Origin of the sequence: Sphaerisporangium album (assembly GCF_003323745.1) — a bacterium.
Taxonomy (GTDB): Bacteria; Actinomycetota; Actinomycetes; order Streptosporangiales; family Streptosporangiaceae; genus Sphaerisporangium; species Sphaerisporangium album.
In genome coordinates, this window is sequence record NZ_QOIL01000005.1 from 430,956 (window position 1) to 448,296 (window position 17,341).

11 protein-coding genes and 1 pseudogene are annotated in these 17,341 nt (G+C 71.5%); 7 read left to right on the plus strand and 5 right to left on the minus strand.

Going from position 1 to position 17,341, the window contains the following annotated elements; all coding sequences use genetic code 11:
- Window positions 1–114: 114 nt before the first annotated feature.
- From DQ384_RS11880 to DQ384_RS11895, 4 genes and pseudogenes are all read right to left on the minus strand, one after another.
- Window positions 115–2,964: a peroxidase family protein gene (locus DQ384_RS11880; protein WP_220182895.1), complete on the minus strand. Its 2,850-nt coding sequence runs from the start codon at window positions 2,962–2,964 to the stop codon at window positions 115–117.
- Between the two features lie 207 nt (window positions 2,965–3,171).
- On the minus strand, window positions 3,172–4,686 hold the full coding sequence (locus DQ384_RS11885; protein ID WP_114028779.1) for a fibronectin type III domain-containing protein: 1,515 nt from the start codon (window positions 4,684–4,686) through the stop codon (window positions 3,172–3,174).
- Window positions 4,687–5,434: 748 nt separating this feature from the next.
- Window positions 5,435–5,977 (minus strand): annotated as a pseudogene (locus DQ384_RS11890) (Clp protease N-terminal domain-containing protein); the annotation flags it as partial.
- Between the two features lie 2 nt (window positions 5,978–5,979).
- On the minus strand, window positions 5,980–6,213 hold the full coding sequence (locus DQ384_RS11895; RefSeq protein ID WP_114028781.1) for a helix-turn-helix domain-containing protein: 234 nt from the start codon (window positions 6,211–6,213) through the stop codon (window positions 5,980–5,982).
- 280 nt (window positions 6,214–6,493) lie between these two features.
- On the opposite strand from DQ384_RS11895, the gene DQ384_RS11900 reads away from it, so the two are divergent.
- Together DQ384_RS11900 and DQ384_RS11905 are read left to right on the plus strand one after the other, a co-directional pair.
- Window positions 6,494–8,188: an ABC transporter ATP-binding protein gene (locus DQ384_RS11900; protein ID WP_114028782.1), complete on the plus strand. Its 1,695-nt coding sequence runs from the start codon at window positions 6,494–6,496 to the stop codon at window positions 8,186–8,188.
- A gap of 97 nt (window positions 8,189–8,285) precedes the next feature.
- Complete coding sequence (locus DQ384_RS11905; protein ID WP_114028783.1) at window positions 8,286–10,043, plus strand: ABC transporter ATP-binding protein; 1,758 nt, start codon at window positions 8,286–8,288, stop codon at window positions 10,041–10,043.
- An 83-nt stretch (window positions 10,044–10,126) separates the two neighbouring features.
- Here the strand turns inward: DQ384_RS11905 and DQ384_RS11910 are convergent, their stop codons facing one another.
- Window positions 10,127–12,190 (minus strand): S9 family peptidase, encoded by a 2,064-nt coding sequence (locus DQ384_RS11910; protein ID WP_114028784.1) that lies wholly within the window; start codon window positions 12,188–12,190, stop codon window positions 10,127–10,129.
- 70 nt (window positions 12,191–12,260) lie between these two features.
- Here DQ384_RS11910 and mshB point away from each other — a divergent pair, with 70 nt between their 5' ends.
- The 5 genes from mshB to DQ384_RS11935 all read left to right on the plus strand — a co-directional run bounded on the left by mshB (window position 12,261) and on the right by DQ384_RS11935 (window position 17,127).
- The gene (gene mshB, locus DQ384_RS11915; protein ID WP_114028785.1) at window positions 12,261–13,169 is read left to right on the plus strand and encodes an N-acetyl-1-D-myo-inositol-2-amino-2-deoxy-alpha-D-glucopyranoside deacetylase; all 909 of its coding nucleotides are present in this window, start codon (window positions 12,261–12,263) and stop codon (window positions 13,167–13,169) included.
- Window positions 13,170–13,180: 11 nt separating this feature from the next.
- The gene (locus tag DQ384_RS11920; protein WP_114028786.1) at window positions 13,181–13,651 is read left to right on the plus strand and encodes a DUF6113 family protein; all 471 of its coding nucleotides are present in this window, start codon (window positions 13,181–13,183) and stop codon (window positions 13,649–13,651) included.
- A gap of 64 nt (window positions 13,652–13,715) precedes the next feature.
- The gene (locus DQ384_RS11925; protein WP_114028787.1) at window positions 13,716–14,138 is read left to right on the plus strand and encodes a hypothetical protein; all 423 of its coding nucleotides are present in this window, start codon (window positions 13,716–13,718) and stop codon (window positions 14,136–14,138) included.
- 280 nt (window positions 14,139–14,418) lie between these two features.
- Window positions 14,419–15,402 carry an MBL fold metallo-hydrolase gene (locus tag DQ384_RS11930; protein WP_114028788.1) on the plus strand — a complete coding sequence of 328 codons (984 nt, stop codon included), beginning with the start codon at window positions 14,419–14,421 and terminating at the stop codon, window positions 15,400–15,402.
- 450 nt (window positions 15,403–15,852) lie between these two features.
- Window positions 15,853–17,127 carry a chymotrypsin family serine protease gene (locus DQ384_RS11935; RefSeq protein WP_147268748.1) on the plus strand — a complete coding sequence of 425 codons (1,275 nt, stop codon included), beginning with the start codon at window positions 15,853–15,855 and terminating at the stop codon, window positions 17,125–17,127.
- Window positions 17,128–17,341: the final 214 nt, after the last annotated feature.

A 17,341-nucleotide genomic window follows, 5' to 3' on the forward strand; every position in this document is an offset into this window, starting at 1 on the left:
ATGCTGGTCGGCATCCTGCACCACCTGCACGACGACGAGAACCCGCAGGCCATCGTCGCAAGGGAAACCCGCCGTGCCGGAGGGAGCCCGGCGCGGCGGGTTCGGGGTGTCGGGTCAGGAGGTGTGGGCGCGGGTCAGGGTCTGCGGGTTCGCCTTGGTCGTGGTGGGGGTTTGGGAGGTCGCGGCAGGGGTGGTGGGGAGGAGGAAGACGTTGGCCGGGAGTTCCGACTGGGGGATGTCGGTGTTCAGGGCGATGATCTGGGACAACGTTCTGCGGTGGTCGATGCCGTACTGCTGGCGGACGTAGGTCAGCAGGGGGTCGTTCTGGTAGTGGAAGCGGTCGCCGTCGCGGAGGGCGGTGAACTGGGCCTTCCAGATGGCGAGCTGGAGTTCGCCGAACTCGGAGCCGGCGACGTGCTTCTCGGCGAGCATTCCGGTGAAGGCGTCCAGGCTGCCGACCGAGCCGTAGATCGCCTTGAGCCGGGCGGCCAGGGTGGTGCGGCGGACGACGCGGGTGGCGTTGTCGGCGGCGACGGTCGTCGGGTTGCCGTTGATGTCGAAGAGCTGGACGACGTCGATGCTGTTCGGGTCGTTGATCTCGTTGCCGGGGGTGAGCAGCGGGTCGGACGGGAAGCTTTCCGTCGTCTCGCCGGTGATCGAGGTGAACGACGTCTTGGAGGGCAGGCCGTAGGCGTTGCGGAGCTGGTTGTAGCTCGGCATGCCGTGGTCGCGCCCGCGCAGCAGGTCGACGGCGCCGAGGTCGACCACGCCGCGGAAGCACTGCGGCAGGGTGGGTCCATCGAGGCAGCCGGGGTTGCCGGCGACGGGGACCTGGAACAGGACGCTGCGGAGCTGGTTGTCGATCGTCTCGTCGTTGCGGTACTCCGACTCGCCGCCGATGCCCTTCAGCATGGGGCCGAGCCCGATCCGGGACACCAGGTCGGGGTTGAAGAACGCCACGTTCAGCGGGACGGCGAGCGCGACGTCGGCGCCGGTGACGGTCACCTCGACGCCCTGCGCCTCAAGGGCGTCGAGGGTCGCCTGGGAGTAGCGGCCGGCGTTGGTGTGGAACTCCATCTCGCCGTGGATCTGGCTGTGGGCGCGGTAGCCCACGGTGGCGAACTCGTTGGTGACGGACGCGTCGGCGCCGTCGTCGTACCCCTGGTAGGCGGGCAGCGTGACGCCCATGGCGGGGAGGAACTCGTTGTAGGTGATGTACTGCTGCTCGGCGATCACCACCGCGCGGGCGATCTGGAACTTGTCCTGCTGCGACAGCGAGGCGGGCAGCAGCGAGACGATCCGGTTGTGCTCGCGGGCGAACAGCGTCTGCGTCGCGGTGAGGGCGATGTTCTCGTTGGCGCGCACGTCTCCGGTGACGACGGCGCTCGCGGGCGCGGCGAGCAGGCGTCCGTCCACCTGCATCCGCGGCGCGGCCGACGCGTTGCCGCGGCTGTCGCGGCGGGGCAGGTAGCCGCCGGGCAGCATCAGGGTGGCGTTGTTGTTGGCGGGGTCGCCGTCCACCGAGCCGTCGCGCAGCCAGTCGAGGCGGGCGTCGGTGCCGCCGTAGACGGCCCACGCGTCGATGTAGGAGCTGACGGTGTTGACCTGCTGGCGGGCGTTGGACACGCCGGTGCCCGGCGCGGCGGCCGTGCGCGTGAACGGGACGACGCCGAGGTCGTTGGTGAAGATCTCCATCGGGTCGGTGCGGTCGAACGGTATGTCGGCCTGAGTGCCGTCGTCCTGGCGCAGGCCGATGGTGTGGTCGATGAACTGGCCCCACACGTTTCCCCACTGCGTGACCCCACGCTCGGAGAAGACGTTCACGTTGGTGTCGTTGAACACGCGGTTGGAGACGTAACGCGGGTTGGGGCCGGCGGCCATCTGGCTCTTGCCGTCGGTGTACCGCACCGGGCCGACCCGGGAGTACAGGGTGTCGGCGTTGCCCCGCGCCGGGGCGAAGGGGTTGTTGCCCGCGCCGTCGAGGCTCTCGGTCTCCCAGGAGCCGAGGATCGGCGCGGCGGCCACGCCGCGGACCTCCAGTCCCCACAGTGAGTAGCCGTACGCCGTGTGCCGCGCGGTGCCGTAGACGCGGACGTAACGCCCGGCGCCCGAGACGGCGAGCGTCTGGAGCCCCCCGGTGCCGGTGGCGGTCGAGTAGATCGTCGTCCAGGTGGACGCGTTGTCGGATACCTGGATCTGGAAGGCGGTGGCGTAGGAGTTCTGCCAGTTCAGCACCACCTGGCAGACGCGCCGCGACACGCCAAGGTCCACCTGGATCCACTGCGGGTCGCTGAACGCGCTGGACCAGCGGGTGCCGGCGTCCCCGTCGACCGCGGCCGGGGCGGACAGTCCGGCGTTCTCGACGGACGACGCGGTCGCGGGGCGGTTCAGCGCCAGGTCGGCCGCGCCGCAGGCGGTCCGGACGAACGAGCCGTAGACCTGGAACTCCCACAGCGAGTAGCCGTAGACCGTGTGCCGGGTCGTGCCGTACATCCGCACGTAGCGGCCGGTGCCGGTCACGTCCAGGGTCTGGGTGCCGCCGGGTCCGTTGGCGGTCGAGTACAGGTTCGTCCAGGTGACGGCGTTGTCGGAGGTCTGGAGCTGGAAGGCCACGGCGTAGGACGTGTGCCAGGTGAGCGCGACCCGGCTGATCGCGGCCTTCGTCCCGAGGTCGATCTGGATCCACTGGGGGTCGCTGAAGGCGCTGGACCAGCGGCTGGTGGTGCTGCCGTCGACCGCCGCGGAGGCCGGGGTGCCGACGGCCTCGATGGACGACGCCGTGACCGGCTTGCCCTTGGACAGCAGGGCGGGGGCGGCCTCGGCGGGGGCGCCGACGGCGACGATCAGCCCGATGAGCAGCATGAGGACGGACAAGGCGGCGGGAACGGCGCGAACGGCCGGACGGCGAAGGGCGCGGACGGCGGGCCGTGGGCGGCGGCCCTCCGAGGGGGGAACGGATCGCATGGACGAACTCCCTGCTTGCGCGGGTGACGGGGCGCGCCGCGCCGGTCTGCCCGCCCTGATGGAGGGGGCGGGGAATCCGCACGTGCCGACGTGCGGGCCTGACCGGACGCGACGCGCCGTTGTGCGGCCACCGCCGGCGCTCTGCCGCGCGGGCGTCGGCGGTGGAGGCCTTGAAGGGCACGGGAGGGGCCGTGTCCAGAAGGGGTGCTACTGCGCGAGGGCGCTGACCTCCGCGGTCCGCGCGCTCTCACCCGCCCCGTTCACGGCGGTGAACTGGTAGTAGTACCGCTGCCCGGAGGTGACCGCCTTGTCCACGTACGTCGGCGAGGTGACTCGCACATACGGCGTCGAGCCCTCGCCGCCGGGGGTGGTGGACCGGTAGACGTTCCAGGTCACGTTCGCCTGGTAACCCCACTGGAGCAGGATGTCGCCCGCCCGCGGGGTGATCACGATGCCGAACGGGACGCCGGGCGCGCCGGGCGGGGGCGAGACCGTGCCGGTCGGCGTCGGGGTGGGCGTCACCGTGGGGGTCGCCGTGGGCGTCGGGCCGGTGCCGGGGACGGCCGAGACCTCGTTGGAGTTCGGCGAGCCGCCCACCGCGTTGGCCGCGGAGACGAAGTAGTAGTACGTCTTGCCGTTGCTCAGCCCGGTGTCGGTGAACGTGGTGGTGGTGCCGCCGACCGTGCCGACGGGCGTGTTGGCCTCACCGTCGGACTTGGTGCCCCGGTAGATCCGGTACGACGTCGGCGCACCGCTGGCGCTGGCCGTCCACGTCAGCGTGACCGAGCCCGCGCCCGGGGTGGCGGTCAGGTTGGTCGGACCGGCGGGTGAGGACGCCGTCGCCGGGGTGACGATCATCTGGTCCACCCGGGACAGCCCGTGGTCGCTCACCGCGAACTGGGTGATCGAGTTGACGCCTGCGTTCAGGCGCACCTGTAGCGCGGAGAGCTGGTAGGTGTCGAAGCTGCCGGTGATCGGGAAGCTCTGCGTGCTGGTGATGACGGTGCCGTTGACCTTGAGCCCCATCTGGCGGTTGTTGACCCCGGGGAACAGGCCGCCCTGGAACGCGTACCGCCAGGCGACCGTGTAGAGGCCGGTGGTGGGGACGACGACGTTGTTGAACGTCATGGTCCCCTCGTGGGCGTAGGCCATGTCGACGACCTTCTTGTCCGGGGAGGTGGACCCGGACGAGCCCAGCACGGAGGGGAACCACCCCGTCAGCGTCTGGAACCAGGCGAAGCCGCCGAGAAGGGCGTCCTTGCAGTAGTAGACCTTGCTGTTGCCCACGGTGACGCCGGGGACGTCGCCGCCGGTGCCGATCGGGGGCGGGGTCTTGGAGGCGTCCTCCTTCGTGCGCGGCGACTCACCCGAGGCGTTCACCGCGCTGACCTGGTAGAAGTAGGTCAGCGTCGAGCTGAGCGGCCCTCTGTCGAGGAAGGTGTCGGCCGGCGCGTTCACCGTCGCGTACGGCGTGTTTCCTTCGCCGCCGGCGGTCGTACCTCGGTAGATCCGGTAGCTGGTCGCGCCGGGGACGGCCTCCCATTCCACCAGGATGGACGAGTCGCTGCCGGCCTCCAGCTCGATGAAGCCGGGGGCGGCCGGGACGGCGGCGGCGTTCGCGGTGAAGCCGCCGCTCACGGCGACGCCGACGCCGAGGGCGATGCTCAGGGCGATCGAGGTCAGCACGGATATCAGGGTCCGTGCCAGGGGTGGTTTGCGCATGACAACTCCCAGGGGCGGGGGGTGGCCCGGGACGCTGGGCACGGACCGGCTTCCGGCATGCAGAGAGCGCTCTCTGGTGCTGTCGCGCGAAGCGGGCCGGGGCGTGGGCGTCCGGGGCTGGGACGGGGGTTGTGCGACGCGGGCCGGGGTGGTCGCGCCCGCGTTGACGGTGCCTTGCGTGGCTCCGGTAAGCGCTTACCCAACGCCTGCCGGTCAGGTGGGGTGGCGCCTGTCAGAGAAGGGAACGGCGATGCTCACACCACCGGTGACGGCGGTGGACGCTCACCTCCGTCGCAACGGCCGCCCAGGGGCGGGCGGCGGCGCGAGGACTGTGTGGTGCCATGGTTCTCCCTCGGTGGAGGACCGACGGGCGGCCGAGCCGCCGGGGCGGCTCGGCCAAGGAGAGCGCTCTATTTCGGGAGGCTACCACCGACATGGGGGCATGAGTCAAGGCTTGAAGAAAGTATCGAAGTAACTCCCGCGACATCACCCGGCGACCTCTCGCAAGGGGGAACCGGTCGATTTCCAGGGAGGGCCGGGAAGGGGGCGCGGCCTGGTGTGGGTGGCCCGGACTCCCCGCGAGAACACCGCGCCTCCAGAGGCCCCGGCCGCTGGTCACGCTCGACATCCGCGGGTGGTCCGGGGGAGGGCTTAGAACTCCCGCCTGGGTGTCATGGTTGTCGGACGGCCCGCGCGCCCCCGTGGCGCCGGCGCGGTCCGTGGAGGAGGGTCAGCCCAGTTCGGTGCGCACGTCCTGGCGCAGGACCTCGAAGTCGAGCCCGGCGTCGGCGAGGACGCGGGCGGCGAGGCCCTGCCCTTCGCGCATCAGGCCGAGGAGGATGTGGCCGTCGCTGATGTAGCCGTGCTTCAGGGACAGGGCCTCGCGCAGCGAGAGCTCCAGCACCTTCTTGGCCCGCGCCGTGAAGGGAATGTGCCCGCCGAAGCGCCAGGGGCGCTCGCGACGGGGGCGGGGGCCGCGGTCCAGGGCGCCGGGGCCGAAGGCCGCCTCGACCTTCTCGCGGACCGCGCCGAGGTCGATGCCGATCGTCTCCAGGGCCTTCGCGTCCAGCGCGTCCTGGCCCGTGCCGGCCAGCAGTCGCGCGATCATGTCGCCCGCCGCGTCATGGTCGAGCCCGTGCCGGACGAGGATCCGGCCGCCCACCGAGGAGGTCCGCCGGAGGAGGGCGAGCAGGAGGTGCTCGGTGCCGATGTAGTCGTGGCCGAAGGTCCGGGCCTCCTCCTGGGCCTGGACGACCGTCTGGCGGGCGTCCTCGTTGAACCGCTCGAACATGCTCATTTCTCCCGTCTGAGTAGACCGCGGCCGCCCGCGTATTTCTTGTGAACCGCCTGCCTGCTCACGCCGAGCAGAACCGCGATCTCCTGCCAGGACCAGCCCTGTTCGCGGGCGTTGTCCACCTGGAGTGCCTCCAGACGCTCGACCAGCGTCCGCAGCGCCCGGACCGCGCGAAGGCCGACGGCGGGATCGCGGCTGCCGGCGTCGGAGGCCAGTTGTGCCGTATCGCTCATGCCTGTCAATATAGGTTGACACGGCGAGAGTGTCAACCATGGTTGACGCATGCCCGCCGGGCGACCGCCCTGCACGGCGCGGACACGGCCGGCCGCCCCCCGGAGGCGCCCGCAGCGCTGGTGGTGCCGGTCGTACGCGCCGACTTCGAGGCCCGCTGCGCGGACTGCCCGCGCCTGTGGCGGCCCGACCGCAGGCCGTTATGTCCTCCCTGGTGGGAGGCCGTGCGCGGCGGAAAATCGATTGCCGTCCCGCCCGCCCGGCTGCGAGCCTGGAAGGGCTATGCGCTCCCTGCCCCACGCCGATCCCGGCGTTCCGGATGCCCGCGGCCCGATCCGATACCTCTGGTGGACGGCCCGCGGGCAGGCGACGCCTTTGCTCATCGGCATCGGGTACGCGGTGCTGTGGTGGCTCGCGCAGGCGCTCGTCCCCTTCGCGCTCGGCCGCGCCATCGACAGCCTGATGGCGGGCGACAGCCAAGCGCTCGTCCGCTGGTCGGCCATCATGCTCGGCCTCGGTGTCACGACGGCCTTCGGCGGCGTGATGCGCCACCGCATGGCCGTCTACAACTGGCTGTCCGCCGCCTACCGCACCGTGCAGGTCACCGCCCGCCAGGCCACCCGGCTCGGCGCGACGCTGCCGAAGCGGCTGTCCACCGGCGAGGTCATCAGCGTGGGCAACTCCGACATCTCCCATATCGGCAACTCCATGGACATCCTGCTGCGCGGCACCGGCGCGCTGGTCGCCATCGTGGCGGTTACGGTGATCCTGCTCACCACCTCGCCGCAGCTCGGCCTGATCGTCCTGATCGGCGTCCCCCTGATGGCCCTGGCCGTCGTCCCGCTGCTGCGCCCGCTGCACCGCCGCCAGCACGCCCAGCGCGACCTGCAGGGCGACCTCGCCACCCGGGCCTCCGACATCGTCGCCGGCCTTCGCGTGCTGCGCGGCATCGGCGGAGAGCAGGTGTTCGCCGACCGCTACCGCGAGGAGTCCCAGCGCGTCCGGGGCGCGGGCGTGCGCGTGGCCTCCGTGGACGCCACCCTGGAGGGCGCGCAGCTCCTGCTGCCCGGCCTGCTCATCGCCTTCGTCACCTGGCGCGGCGCCCACCTCGCCCTGGAGCACGCGATCTCGCCCGGCGCGCTGGTCTCCTTCTACGCGTACGCGCTGTTCCTGGTCGGCCCGCTGCGCACGCTCACCGAGATGGCCGACAAGCTCACCAAGGGCCACGTCGCGGCGCGCAGGGTGGTCCGCATCCTGTCCCTGGACCCCGAGGTCAGCGGCAGCGGCACGGCCCCCGGCGCGCCGGGAGGCGACCTCGCCGACGCCGCGTCGGGCGTCACCGTGCGGCGGGGCACGTTCACGGCGCTGGCGAGCGCGGTGCCCGAGGACGCCATCGCGGTCGCCGACCGCCTGGGCCTGTACGTGCCCTCCGCCGACGTCAGCTTCGGCGGCGTGCCGCTGGCCGACCTGCCGCTGGAGGAGGCGCGGCGGCGGGTCCTCGTCGCCGACAACGCCGCCCGGCTGTTCAGCGGGCGGCTGCGCGACCAGCTCGACGTCACCGGCACGGCCTCCGACGACGACCTGCGGCGGGCGCTGCGGGCCGCCTGCGCCGAGGACATCGTCGAGGCGCTGCCGGAGGGCCTGGACGCGCACGTCGCCGAGGCCGGCCGCGAGTTCTCCGGCGGCCAGCAGCAGCGTCTTCGGCTCACCCGGGCGCTGGTCGCCGATCCGGAGGTGCTGATCCTCGTCGAGCCCACCAGCGCCGTGGACGCCCACACCGAGGCACGCGTCGCCGAGCGGCTCGGCGAGGCGCGGAAGGGCCGGACGACGCTGGTGTGCACCACCAGCCCGCTCATGCTCGACCGGGCCGACCACGTGATCTTCATGGAGGACGGAGTGACGCGCGCCGAGGGGGGACACCGCGCCCTGCTCGCCACCCGCCCCGACTACGCCCGAACCGTGACCCGGTCCGAGTGATGACCTCCAGCGCTCGCCCCACCCGTTCGGGGCGCCGACTCACAGGCGCCCCGAACCCGCCGCGCCGGAGGCGCGGCCATAGGCACAGAGGAACGGCATGAGCACCGACCGCAGTAAACGTATCCTGCCGGTCGCCGACCGGCGGCAGGTGCGCGCGTACGCCCAGCGGCTGGCGCTGAAGTACCCCCGGCAGCTCTCTCTGGCCCTCGGCCTGCACGGGCTGGCCGCCGCCACCGGCCTCGTCGCGCCTCGCATGCTCGGCGAGCTGGTAGAGCACGTGCGCGCCGGCACGGGCGTCTCCGTCGACACCGTCGCCCTGACCATCGCCGCCTTCATCGTCGCGCAGGCCGTGCTGATCCGCTCGGCGGTGTACGCCTCGGCCAAGCTCGGCGAGAAGGTGCTGGCCGAGCTGCGGGAGGACTTCGTCGACCGCGTCCTCGCCCTGCCGCTCTCGACCGTCGAGCGCGCCGGGTCCGGCGACCTGGTCACCCGCACCTCGCGCGACGTCGACGCCCTGTCGCGCACCGTGCGGCACGCCGTCCCCGAGACGCTGATCGCCGTGGTCGCGGGGGCCTTCGTGCTCGGCGCGCTGGCCCTGACCGGCCCGTTGCTGCTGCTTCCCTCGCTCATCGCCGTCCCGCTGCTGTGGGTGTCCACGCGGTGGTACCTGAAGCGGGCCAGGGACGGCTACCTGCGGGAGAACGCCGCCTACGCCGAGATGACCGAGGGCCTGGCCGAGACCGTCGAGGGCGCGCGGACCGTCGAGGCGTTCGGCCTGCAACGCCGCCGCCACGCGCGCACCGACGGCGACATCGCGCGGTCGTGGGCGGCCGAGCGGTACACCCTGCGCCTGCGCACCGTGTGGTTCCCGGCGGTCGAGATGGGCTACGTCATCCCGGTCGTCGCGACGGTCCTGATCGGCGGCCTGTTCTACATCAACGGCCTGGTAGGGCTGGCCCAGGTCGCCACGGCCACCCTGTACGCCCAGCAGCTCGTCGACCCGCTCGACCGGCTGCTGTCCTGGGTGGACGAGCTGCAGGTCGGCGCCGCGTCGATGGCCCGGCTGCTCGGCGTGGCCAACGTCCCCGACGACCGCAGCGCGGGCACCGAGCGTCCCGAGGGCGAGGAGATGGTCGCCGACGGTGTCCGCTACGCCTACCGCGAGGGCCACGACGTCCTGCACGGCGTCTCGCTGCGGGTCGCGCCGGGCGAGCGGCTGGCGATGGTCGGCCCGTCGGGCGCGGGAAAGTCGACGCTCGGCCGGCTGCTCGCGGGCATCCACGGCCCGCGCACCGGCGCGGTGACCGTCGGCGGCGTCCCACTCGTCGAGCTGCCGCTGGACGAGCTGCGCGGGCACGTCGCGCTCGTCACCCAGGAGCACCACGTCTTCCGGGGCACGCTGCGCGACAACGTGCTGATCGGCCGTCCCGACGCCGGCGACAGCGAGGTCAAGGAGGCGCTCGCGGCCGTCGACGCCTGGGAGTGGGTGGAGGCGCTGCCCGGCGGCCTGGACACGACGGTCGGCTCGGGCGGGCTGGCCGTCTCGCCCGCGCAGGCCCAGCAGGTCGCCCTGGCCAGGCTCGTGCTCGCCGACCCGCACACGCTGGTGCTGGACGAGGCCACCTCGCTGATCGACCCGCGCGCCGCGCGCCACCTGGAGCGGTCGCTCGCGGCCGTGCTGGACGGGCGCACGGTGATCGCCATCGCCCATCGGCTCTACACCGCGCACGACGCCGACCGGGTGGCCGTCGTCGAGGACGGGCGGATCAGCGAGCTGGGCGCGCACGACGAGCTGGTCGCCGCGGGCGGGGCCTACGCCGCGCTGTGGGACAGCTGGCACGGCACCCCGCGCTAGAGCCGACCAGACAAGCGGGCACGGCACCTCACGCCAGAAGCCGACCGGCGTGCGGCGCCGGCCCCGGCGCCGCACGCCACGACTCAGGCGTCCAGCGACCTGCGCAGGAACTCGACCTGGAGCAGCAGCAGGTTCTCGGCGACGACCTCCTGAGGCGTCATGTGGGTGACCCCCGACAGGGGCAGGACGGTGTGCGGCCGGCCCGCCGCGACCAGGGCCGAGGACAGGCGCAGCGTGTGCGCGGCCACCACGTTGTCATCGGCGAGGCCGTGGATCAGCAGCAGCGGGCGCTCCAGCTTCTCGGCGTCGGCCATCAGCGAGGACCGGTCGTAGACCTCGGGGCGCTCGTCGGGGTGGCCGAGGTAACGCTCGGTGTACCCGGTGTCGTAGAGCCGCCAGTCGGTGACCGGCGCCCCGGCGATGGCGGCGTGGAACACGTCGGGCCTGCGCAGGACGGCGAGGGCCGCGAGGAACCCGCCGAACGACCAGCCCTTGACGGCCACGCGCGACAGGTCGATGTCGTCGGGGTGGAGCTGCGCGACGGCCCGCAGCGCGTCGACCTGGTCGTCCAGGACGGGGGTCGCCAGGTCGTGCAGCACCTCGCGCTCGAAGGCGGGACCGCGCCCCGGGGTGCCCCGGCCGTCGGCGATGATCACCGCGAACCCCTGGTCGGCGAACCACTGGGGCTCCAGGTAGGCGCGGGCGGCCGACAGCACGCGCTGCGCGTGCGGACCGCCGTAGGGGTCCATGAGGACGGGCAGGCGGCGCGAGCCGGGCACGTGGCCGGTCGGGAAGAGCACGGCCGTGCGCAGGTCGCGCTCGCCCGCGCGGATCAGCGACACCCGGGGCTCCAGCTTGGGGCGTTCGGCGACGGAGGCGACGAAGAGGCGCCGGTCGCCGGACGTGACCCGCACGGTGGTGCCCGGCGCGGCGAGGGTCTGGCTCGCGACCAGCAGGGCGCCGCCGGAGAGCAGGCCGGTGTGGACGCCGGGCTCGTCGGTCAGCGGGGAGATCACCCCGGCCGACCACGTCCACAGGTGGACCTCGGTGGGCTCGGCGCTCGCCCGGAACAGCACGGTGTCGCCGTCCAGGCCGATCACGTCGCGGACCTGCAACGACGGCGGGGTGACCGGCTCGCCGCCGATGAACAGGCGACGGCCGCCTTCCGCGTCGGCCGTCCAGACCAGCGTGCCGTCGGACAGGCGCGCCGGAACGCCGGTCACGACGTCCACCCACGCGTCGTCGGAGTCCTCGCGCAGCAGGGTCTTCGCGCCCGTCCCGGCGTCGACGGAGAACACCCGCAGGGTCTTCTGGTCGCGGGGCATGGTGACGATCATCGGGCCGTGCCGGTCCCAGCTCGCGGTCACCAGGTACTCGTCCTCGAACGGGACCTCCACCCGTGAGCCGTCCAGCCCGAGGATCACCAGCTCGACCACGGCGTTGGCCGTGCCGGCGGCGGGATAGCCCACAGGGACGGGCGGGCGGGACGGGTTGGCGGGGTCGGCGATGTGCCACCGCTGCACGGGCGAGTCGTCGGCCCGCTCGGCGAGCAGCGCGGTGCCGTCCGGAGACCACCAGTGGCCGCGCATCCGGTCGAGCTCTTCGGCGGCGATGAACTCGGCCAGGCCGTACGTCACCCCGTCGGCCTCGGGGGTGGCGAGCGCGCGGTCGTCACCGGTGGCGACGTCGCGCACGCGCAGCGCGCCGCCGCTGACGTACGCCACGTGGGCGCCGTCGGGGGAGAGGCGCGGGTCGATCACCGCGCCCTCGGTGTCGAGCCGGCGCACCGCGCCCGAGGCCAGATCGGCGAGGTAGAGGCCCCCGGAGAGCGCGAAGACGGCGGAGGAGAGGGCGGAGTCGGTGGCGTACGCGACCACGCCGCCGGCCTGCTCACGGGCGCGCTCGCGTCGGGCGCGCTCCTCGGCGGGGAGGTCTTCGTCCGCCGCGCCGAGATCGGCCGGATCGACCACCAGGCGCTCGGCGCCCGAGGAGATGTCGAGCTCCCACAGGCACGTCACCGGATCGGTGCCGGAGCGGCTGCGCAGGAAGACGACGCGGCCACCGTCGGGCGCGATCGTGAAGCCCCGGGGAACACCCAGGCTGAACCGGCGGGTCCTCGCGTAAAGGCGCGGGAAGCTCTCACTCATGCCCTTCATCCTGCCAGGCGGTGCGGAAACCGAGATGACCCGCGCTTTGACCTGTGGATAACCTCGGGACATGACCGATCGTCGTTTGATGTTGGTACACGCGCACCCCGACGATGAGAGCAGTGGCACGGGGGCCACGATGGCTAAATATGCGGCCGAAGGGGCCAGGGTCACGCTCGTGACCTGCACTTTGGGAGAAGAAGGCGAGATCGTGGTGCCCGACCTGGCCCACCTCGCCTCCGATCAGGAGGACCGGCTCGGCGAGCACCGCATCGGCGAGCTGGAGGCCGCCTGCAAGGCGCTCGGCGTCGAAGACCACCGCTTCCTCGGCGGCCCCGGGCGCTGGCGCGACTCGGGCATGATGGACACGCCCACGAACGAGAACCCCCGGTGCTTCTGGCGCGCCGACCTGGACGAGGCCGCCGGCGAGCTTGTCAAGATCATCCGTGAGGTCCGTCCCCAGGTGCTGGTCACCTACGACGACAACGGCTTCTACGGCCACCCCGACCACATCCAGGCGTACCGGGTCGCCTGGCGGGCCTTCGAGCTCGCGGCCGACCCCTCCCACGGCGACGGCGAGCCCTGGAAGATCGCGAAGTTCTACTTCACCACCATGCCGAAGTCGTCGATGCGGCGCCTCGCCGAGGCCATGCGCGACACCGACTTCGACTTCTTCACCGAGGAGAACATCGACGAGCTGCCGTTCGGCGCCCCCGACGAGGTGATCACGACCGAGATCGACGCCCGTGCCCACGCGGGGGCCAAGCTGGACGCCCTGCGCGCCCACCGCTCGCAGGTCGACCTCGGCGACCCGTGGTTCAAGATCTCCGAGAGCATGGGCCAGGAGTCGATGGGCGTCGAGTACTACATCCTCGCGGCGGGGGAGCGCGGGCCGGCCGGGCGCGGGATCCCCAAGGAGGACGGGGGACTCGACGCGACCCACGACCGCGAGGACGATCTCTTCGCGGGCATCGGCTAGCCTTGCCAACCATGGAGGAAGAGCAGGTCGAGGCGGGGACGCGGCCCGCGAGCGGGGCGCTGTCCGGGCTCGTGACGGGCGTCGTCTACGGCCTGCTCTTCGTGTTCGGCGTCGTCTACGGGGTGGTGGCCGGCCTGGAGCACTCCTGGCCGCTCGGCGACGTGGTGGCGCCCATCCCGATCGTCCTGGCCCTGGCGCTCTTCGGCCTGTTGTACGGCGCCGGGCGGCTCATGAGCTCCAAGCTGGGCGCCTTCGTGCCCGGCATGGGGTGGATGTTCGCCGCCCTGGTGTTCTCGATGAAGCGACCCGAGGGCGATCTGGTCATCGCGGCGAACGCCCCCGGCTACTACTACCTCGTGTCCGGGGCCGTGGCGCTGGTGACGGCCGTCCTTCTCATCCCCTCGTCGGGGTCGTGGCTGCTGCGTCAGGGTCCGTATGGCAAGGCCGGGCACGTAAATGTTTCGGGTGGAATGTCCGCATAGATAGTGGGACGTCCCCTCGCCCGCCGGGGTACCGCCCGCCGCGACCCCGGGTGACAATCGAGACATGCGGGCACGTCACAGGGCCAGGCAGGTGCTCAACTACGTCAACCTGTCCACGCCACTGGGGTTGCTGATCGCGCTGGCCGGACGGGCCGGCGTGCGCCGCGGCGAGCACGGCCTGCTGTACGCCCACGACTACCGCATCCCCTTCCCCGTCGCCGGGGCCTTCACGGTGGGGAACGTCATCCTCACGGCCCGCGGGGAGGGGTACCTCACCGGCGCGCTGCTGCGCCACGAGGCCCGGCACGCGACCCAGTACGCCTTCTGCGCGGGCCTGCCCCTGCTGCCCCTGTACGTCCTCGCCGTGGCGGTCTCGTTCGCCCTGTGCGGCCACCCGGCCTCGTGGAACCCGTTCGAACGCCTTGCCGATCTGGAGGAGGGGGGCTACCCGCGACGGTCCTCGCGCTGGCGCAGAGGGCACCCTTGAATAGGGGCCCCCAGTATGCGGGCCCCGGTATGGAGAGCGGAGCCGCTCACCATGGACGCTTGCGGGCGGGAGCATGGAGCGGCCGGAAACGGAGACGACGACGCAGGACCGGCATCCCCGACCCAGAAATGGCCACCGGCTACGCATCTGGGAGGAAGTGACGATACCCCGCTGGACTGAGGCATGAATCTCGCCCAAGGGGGATCATCACGTCAGAGTGGTTAAAGATCTCATTGGGGATCGAACGCACCTCCCACTCGGCGATGAACAGGAGGGTCGAATGTCGCAAACCATCAGCCCTGAGATCACCCCGGCCACCCCGCCCCGCCAGCGGACCTGGCCCTCCAGCTTCAAGGACCGCCTGACCTGCCCATTGCCCGATTTCCGCGAGGTCGTGAGCGTCGCCTGGTACGGCGGGTTCCGCGCCGACACCGGTGACGCGGACCAGATTCCCGTGCTGCGCGCCGGGCTGCCTCCCGTGGGACCGAAGGACGCCGGAGTGACCTGGGTAGGCCATGCGACGTACGTGCTGCGCATCGGCGGCCTGACGGTGCTGACCGACCCGGTCTGGTCGCGCAAGATCCCGGGGGTGCGGCAGCGGCTGACCCCGCCGGGCGTGGCGTGGAGCGACCTGCCGCCGGTGGACGCCGTCGTCATCAGCCACAACCACTACGACCATCTTGACCTGCCGACCCTGCGCCGCCTGCCGAAGCACACTCCGATGTTCGTTCCCGCCAACCTCGGCGGCTGGTTCGCCAAGAGAGGGTTCACCAACGTCACCGAGCTGGACTGGTGGGAGAGCGCCCGCATCGGCGAGGTCTCCTTCGACTTCGTGCCCGCCCACCACTGGAGCCGCAGGACCCTGTTCGACACGTGCAAGACCCTGTGGGGCGGCTGGGTGCTGACCTCGCCGAACCAGCGGATCTACTTCGCCGGGGACACCGCCTACGGCGACCGCTTCAAGCTCATCGGCAAGCGTTACCCGGGCATCGACCTGGCGCTCATGCCCGTCGGCGCGTACGAGCCGCGCTGGTTCATGCACGTCTCGCACGTCGACCCCTCCGAGGCCGTGCAGGCCTGTACGGACGTCGGCGCGCAGCGCATGGCGACCATGCACTGGGGGACGTTCGTGCTGTCGGGCGAGCCCCCGATGGCGCCCGTCCAGGAGGCGCGCGCGGCCTGGATCGCCTCCGGCCGCGACCGCGCGGACCTGTGGGACCTCGCCGTGGGGGAGACCCGCACCCTCACCGGCCTGCCGGGCTGAACCGCCACACACGGCTCGCGTCCCCACGACGCGAGCCGTCGCCGTGTCATGTCTCTCGCATGGTCATCCTGTTTCTCGTTTCCGGGGCCGACGGCTGATCGTTCGCAGGAAATATCCGATCGTATATGTCATGGCATCCGCCGGGACGCTGAACTCCCGTAGAATATTCGATCACTCATCGGTCATGTTATTTGCCCGCGATGTTCCGCCATGTCCAAAAGCGGACGCCGTGAGATCTCGATCTCATGCCATGGATCCGGGCGGGGTAAAAGGCCTTGCCCTGGTAGATGGGCGATATTTCCGATCATTCGCTATATTTTGCGAACCCGCATGTGGTCCACAACTAGGCCGCTTTACCAACATCTACAACATAAGTCAAGGCATTGATTGCACGTTAAATGCATGGAATACCGGATGCATCCCCGCAGGAAAGGCATAGAGGAGCATTCGGTGAAAACCCCCCCGAGCACCCAAAGAGCACCACGCACCACCCGTCGCCTGGCGGTCACACTGGCCGTCGCCCTCGTCGCGATCGGAATGGGCGCCACCCAGGTCTCCGCGGCCCCCACCCCGGTCAAGGACACCACGGCCCGCGCCATCGAGCCGGCCGGCAAGGTCCCCGGCGGTTTCGCGTCCTGGAAGGACCTGCTGGCCACCCAGGAGAAGCTGGTCAAGGCCGCCGACCGCGTCACCGCCGCCGCGAAGGCGCAGGGCGGCGGCGGGTTCGCCGGCGTCATCGCCGCCCCGGAGAACCACGAGCTGCGCGTGTACTGGAAGGGCGACACCCCCAAGCGCGTCGGCGACCTGGTCGGCGAGCTGCGCAAGGACGTCCCCGTCAGCGTCCTTCCCGCGGCGTACTCGGCCAGTGAACTGCGGCAGGAGATGTCCCGGCTGCTCCGCAAGTCCGCGAACGTGATCACCTCGATCGCTCCCAAGGCCGACGGCTCCGGCTTGGCCGTGTCCGGCGCGGACTACAACGCGACGCGCTCCGGCGTCGCCGACTCCACCGTGGCGATCACCGTGGAGACCGGCGTCAAGCCCGCGCTGGCCAGCCGCTGGGACGACTCGCCGCCCTGGTGGGGCGGCGGCGCCTGGCGCAACGCGAGCAACGGCGGCGGCTGCTCGACCGGCTTCGCCGTCACCTACGGCGGGGCGAGCAAGATCCTCACCGCCGGCCACTGCGGTGACGTCGGGCAGACCGCGACCGACCCCACCGGCGAGGTGATCGGCTCGTTCACGCAGGACAACAACTCCTACGACGTTGCGCTGATCGGCACGTCGGCGGGGGGCCGCGTCTTCAACAACAACCCCGGCTCCATCTCGCCGGAGTTCAACAACCCGGTGATCGGCACCTTCAGCTCCTACGTGGGCCTGTGGGTGTGCACCTCCGGCGCGTACTCGGGCACCAACTGCAGCATCCAGGTGCAGCAGGTCGGCGTCACGATCAACGTCGGCTACCTGATCTACAACACGGTCCGGGCCGAGCAGTCCGCGCACACCAACGCGGTCGGCCAGGGTGACAGCGGCGGCTCGGTCGAGGTCATCAACGCCTCCAACACCAGCCAGGTGTACGCGGCGGGCGTCAACACCGCCATCGACACCTCCACCGCCGTGCCGTGCACCGGCTACGTGACCAGCGGCCGCACCTGCGCCTGGCGGATGTACTACGCGCCGTGGGCCAACGCGACCACCGCGTTCCCGGGAATCGCGATCACTCTCGGCTGATGACTCACGTGGATTCGATCGACGGCGCCTGACAGGACGGTCAGGATCCTGACCTGATCGGATCGCGTGGGATAGAGAAAGAGGGGCCGGTGTTGACTCACCGGCCCCGTTTCCCATTTCACCGGCCGCCACAAAAGGCAGTGATCCCTCCGGATAATGCGTTATGTGACGCTAAACCCGGTCTGCCAGCCGATCATCGGGAAGGAATTCCGAT

Coding starts and splice junctions, on each gene's coding strand:
- DQ384_RS11885 (WP_114028779.1), bottom strand. CDS start 4,686: ATGCGCAAACCACCCCTGGCACGGACCCTGATATCCGTGCTGACCTCG.
- DQ384_RS11880 (WP_220182895.1), bottom strand. CDS start 2,964: ATGCGATCCGTTCCCCCCTCGGAGGGCCGCCGCCCACGGCCCGCCGTC.
- DQ384_RS11930 (WP_114028788.1), top strand. CDS start 14,419: ATGTCGCAAACCATCAGCCCTGAGATCACCCCGGCCACCCCGCCCCGC.
- DQ384_RS11920 (WP_114028786.1), top strand. CDS start 13,181: ATGGAGGAAGAGCAGGTCGAGGCGGGGACGCGGCCCGCGAGCGGGGCG.
- DQ384_RS11910 (WP_114028784.1), bottom strand. CDS start 12,190: ATGAGTGAGAGCTTCCCGCGCCTTTACGCGAGGACCCGCCGGTTCAGC.
- mshB (WP_114028785.1), top strand. CDS start 12,261: ATGACCGATCGTCGTTTGATGTTGGTACACGCGCACCCCGACGATGAG.
- DQ384_RS11895 (WP_114028781.1), bottom strand. CDS start 6,213: ATGAGCGATACGGCACAACTGGCCTCCGACGCCGGCAGCCGCGATCCC.
- DQ384_RS11905 (WP_114028783.1), top strand. CDS start 8,286: ATGAGCACCGACCGCAGTAAACGTATCCTGCCGGTCGCCGACCGGCGG.
- DQ384_RS11925 (WP_114028787.1), top strand. CDS start 13,716: ATGCGGGCACGTCACAGGGCCAGGCAGGTGCTCAACTACGTCAACCTG.
- DQ384_RS11900 (WP_114028782.1), top strand. CDS start 6,494: ATGCGCTCCCTGCCCCACGCCGATCCCGGCGTTCCGGATGCCCGCGGC.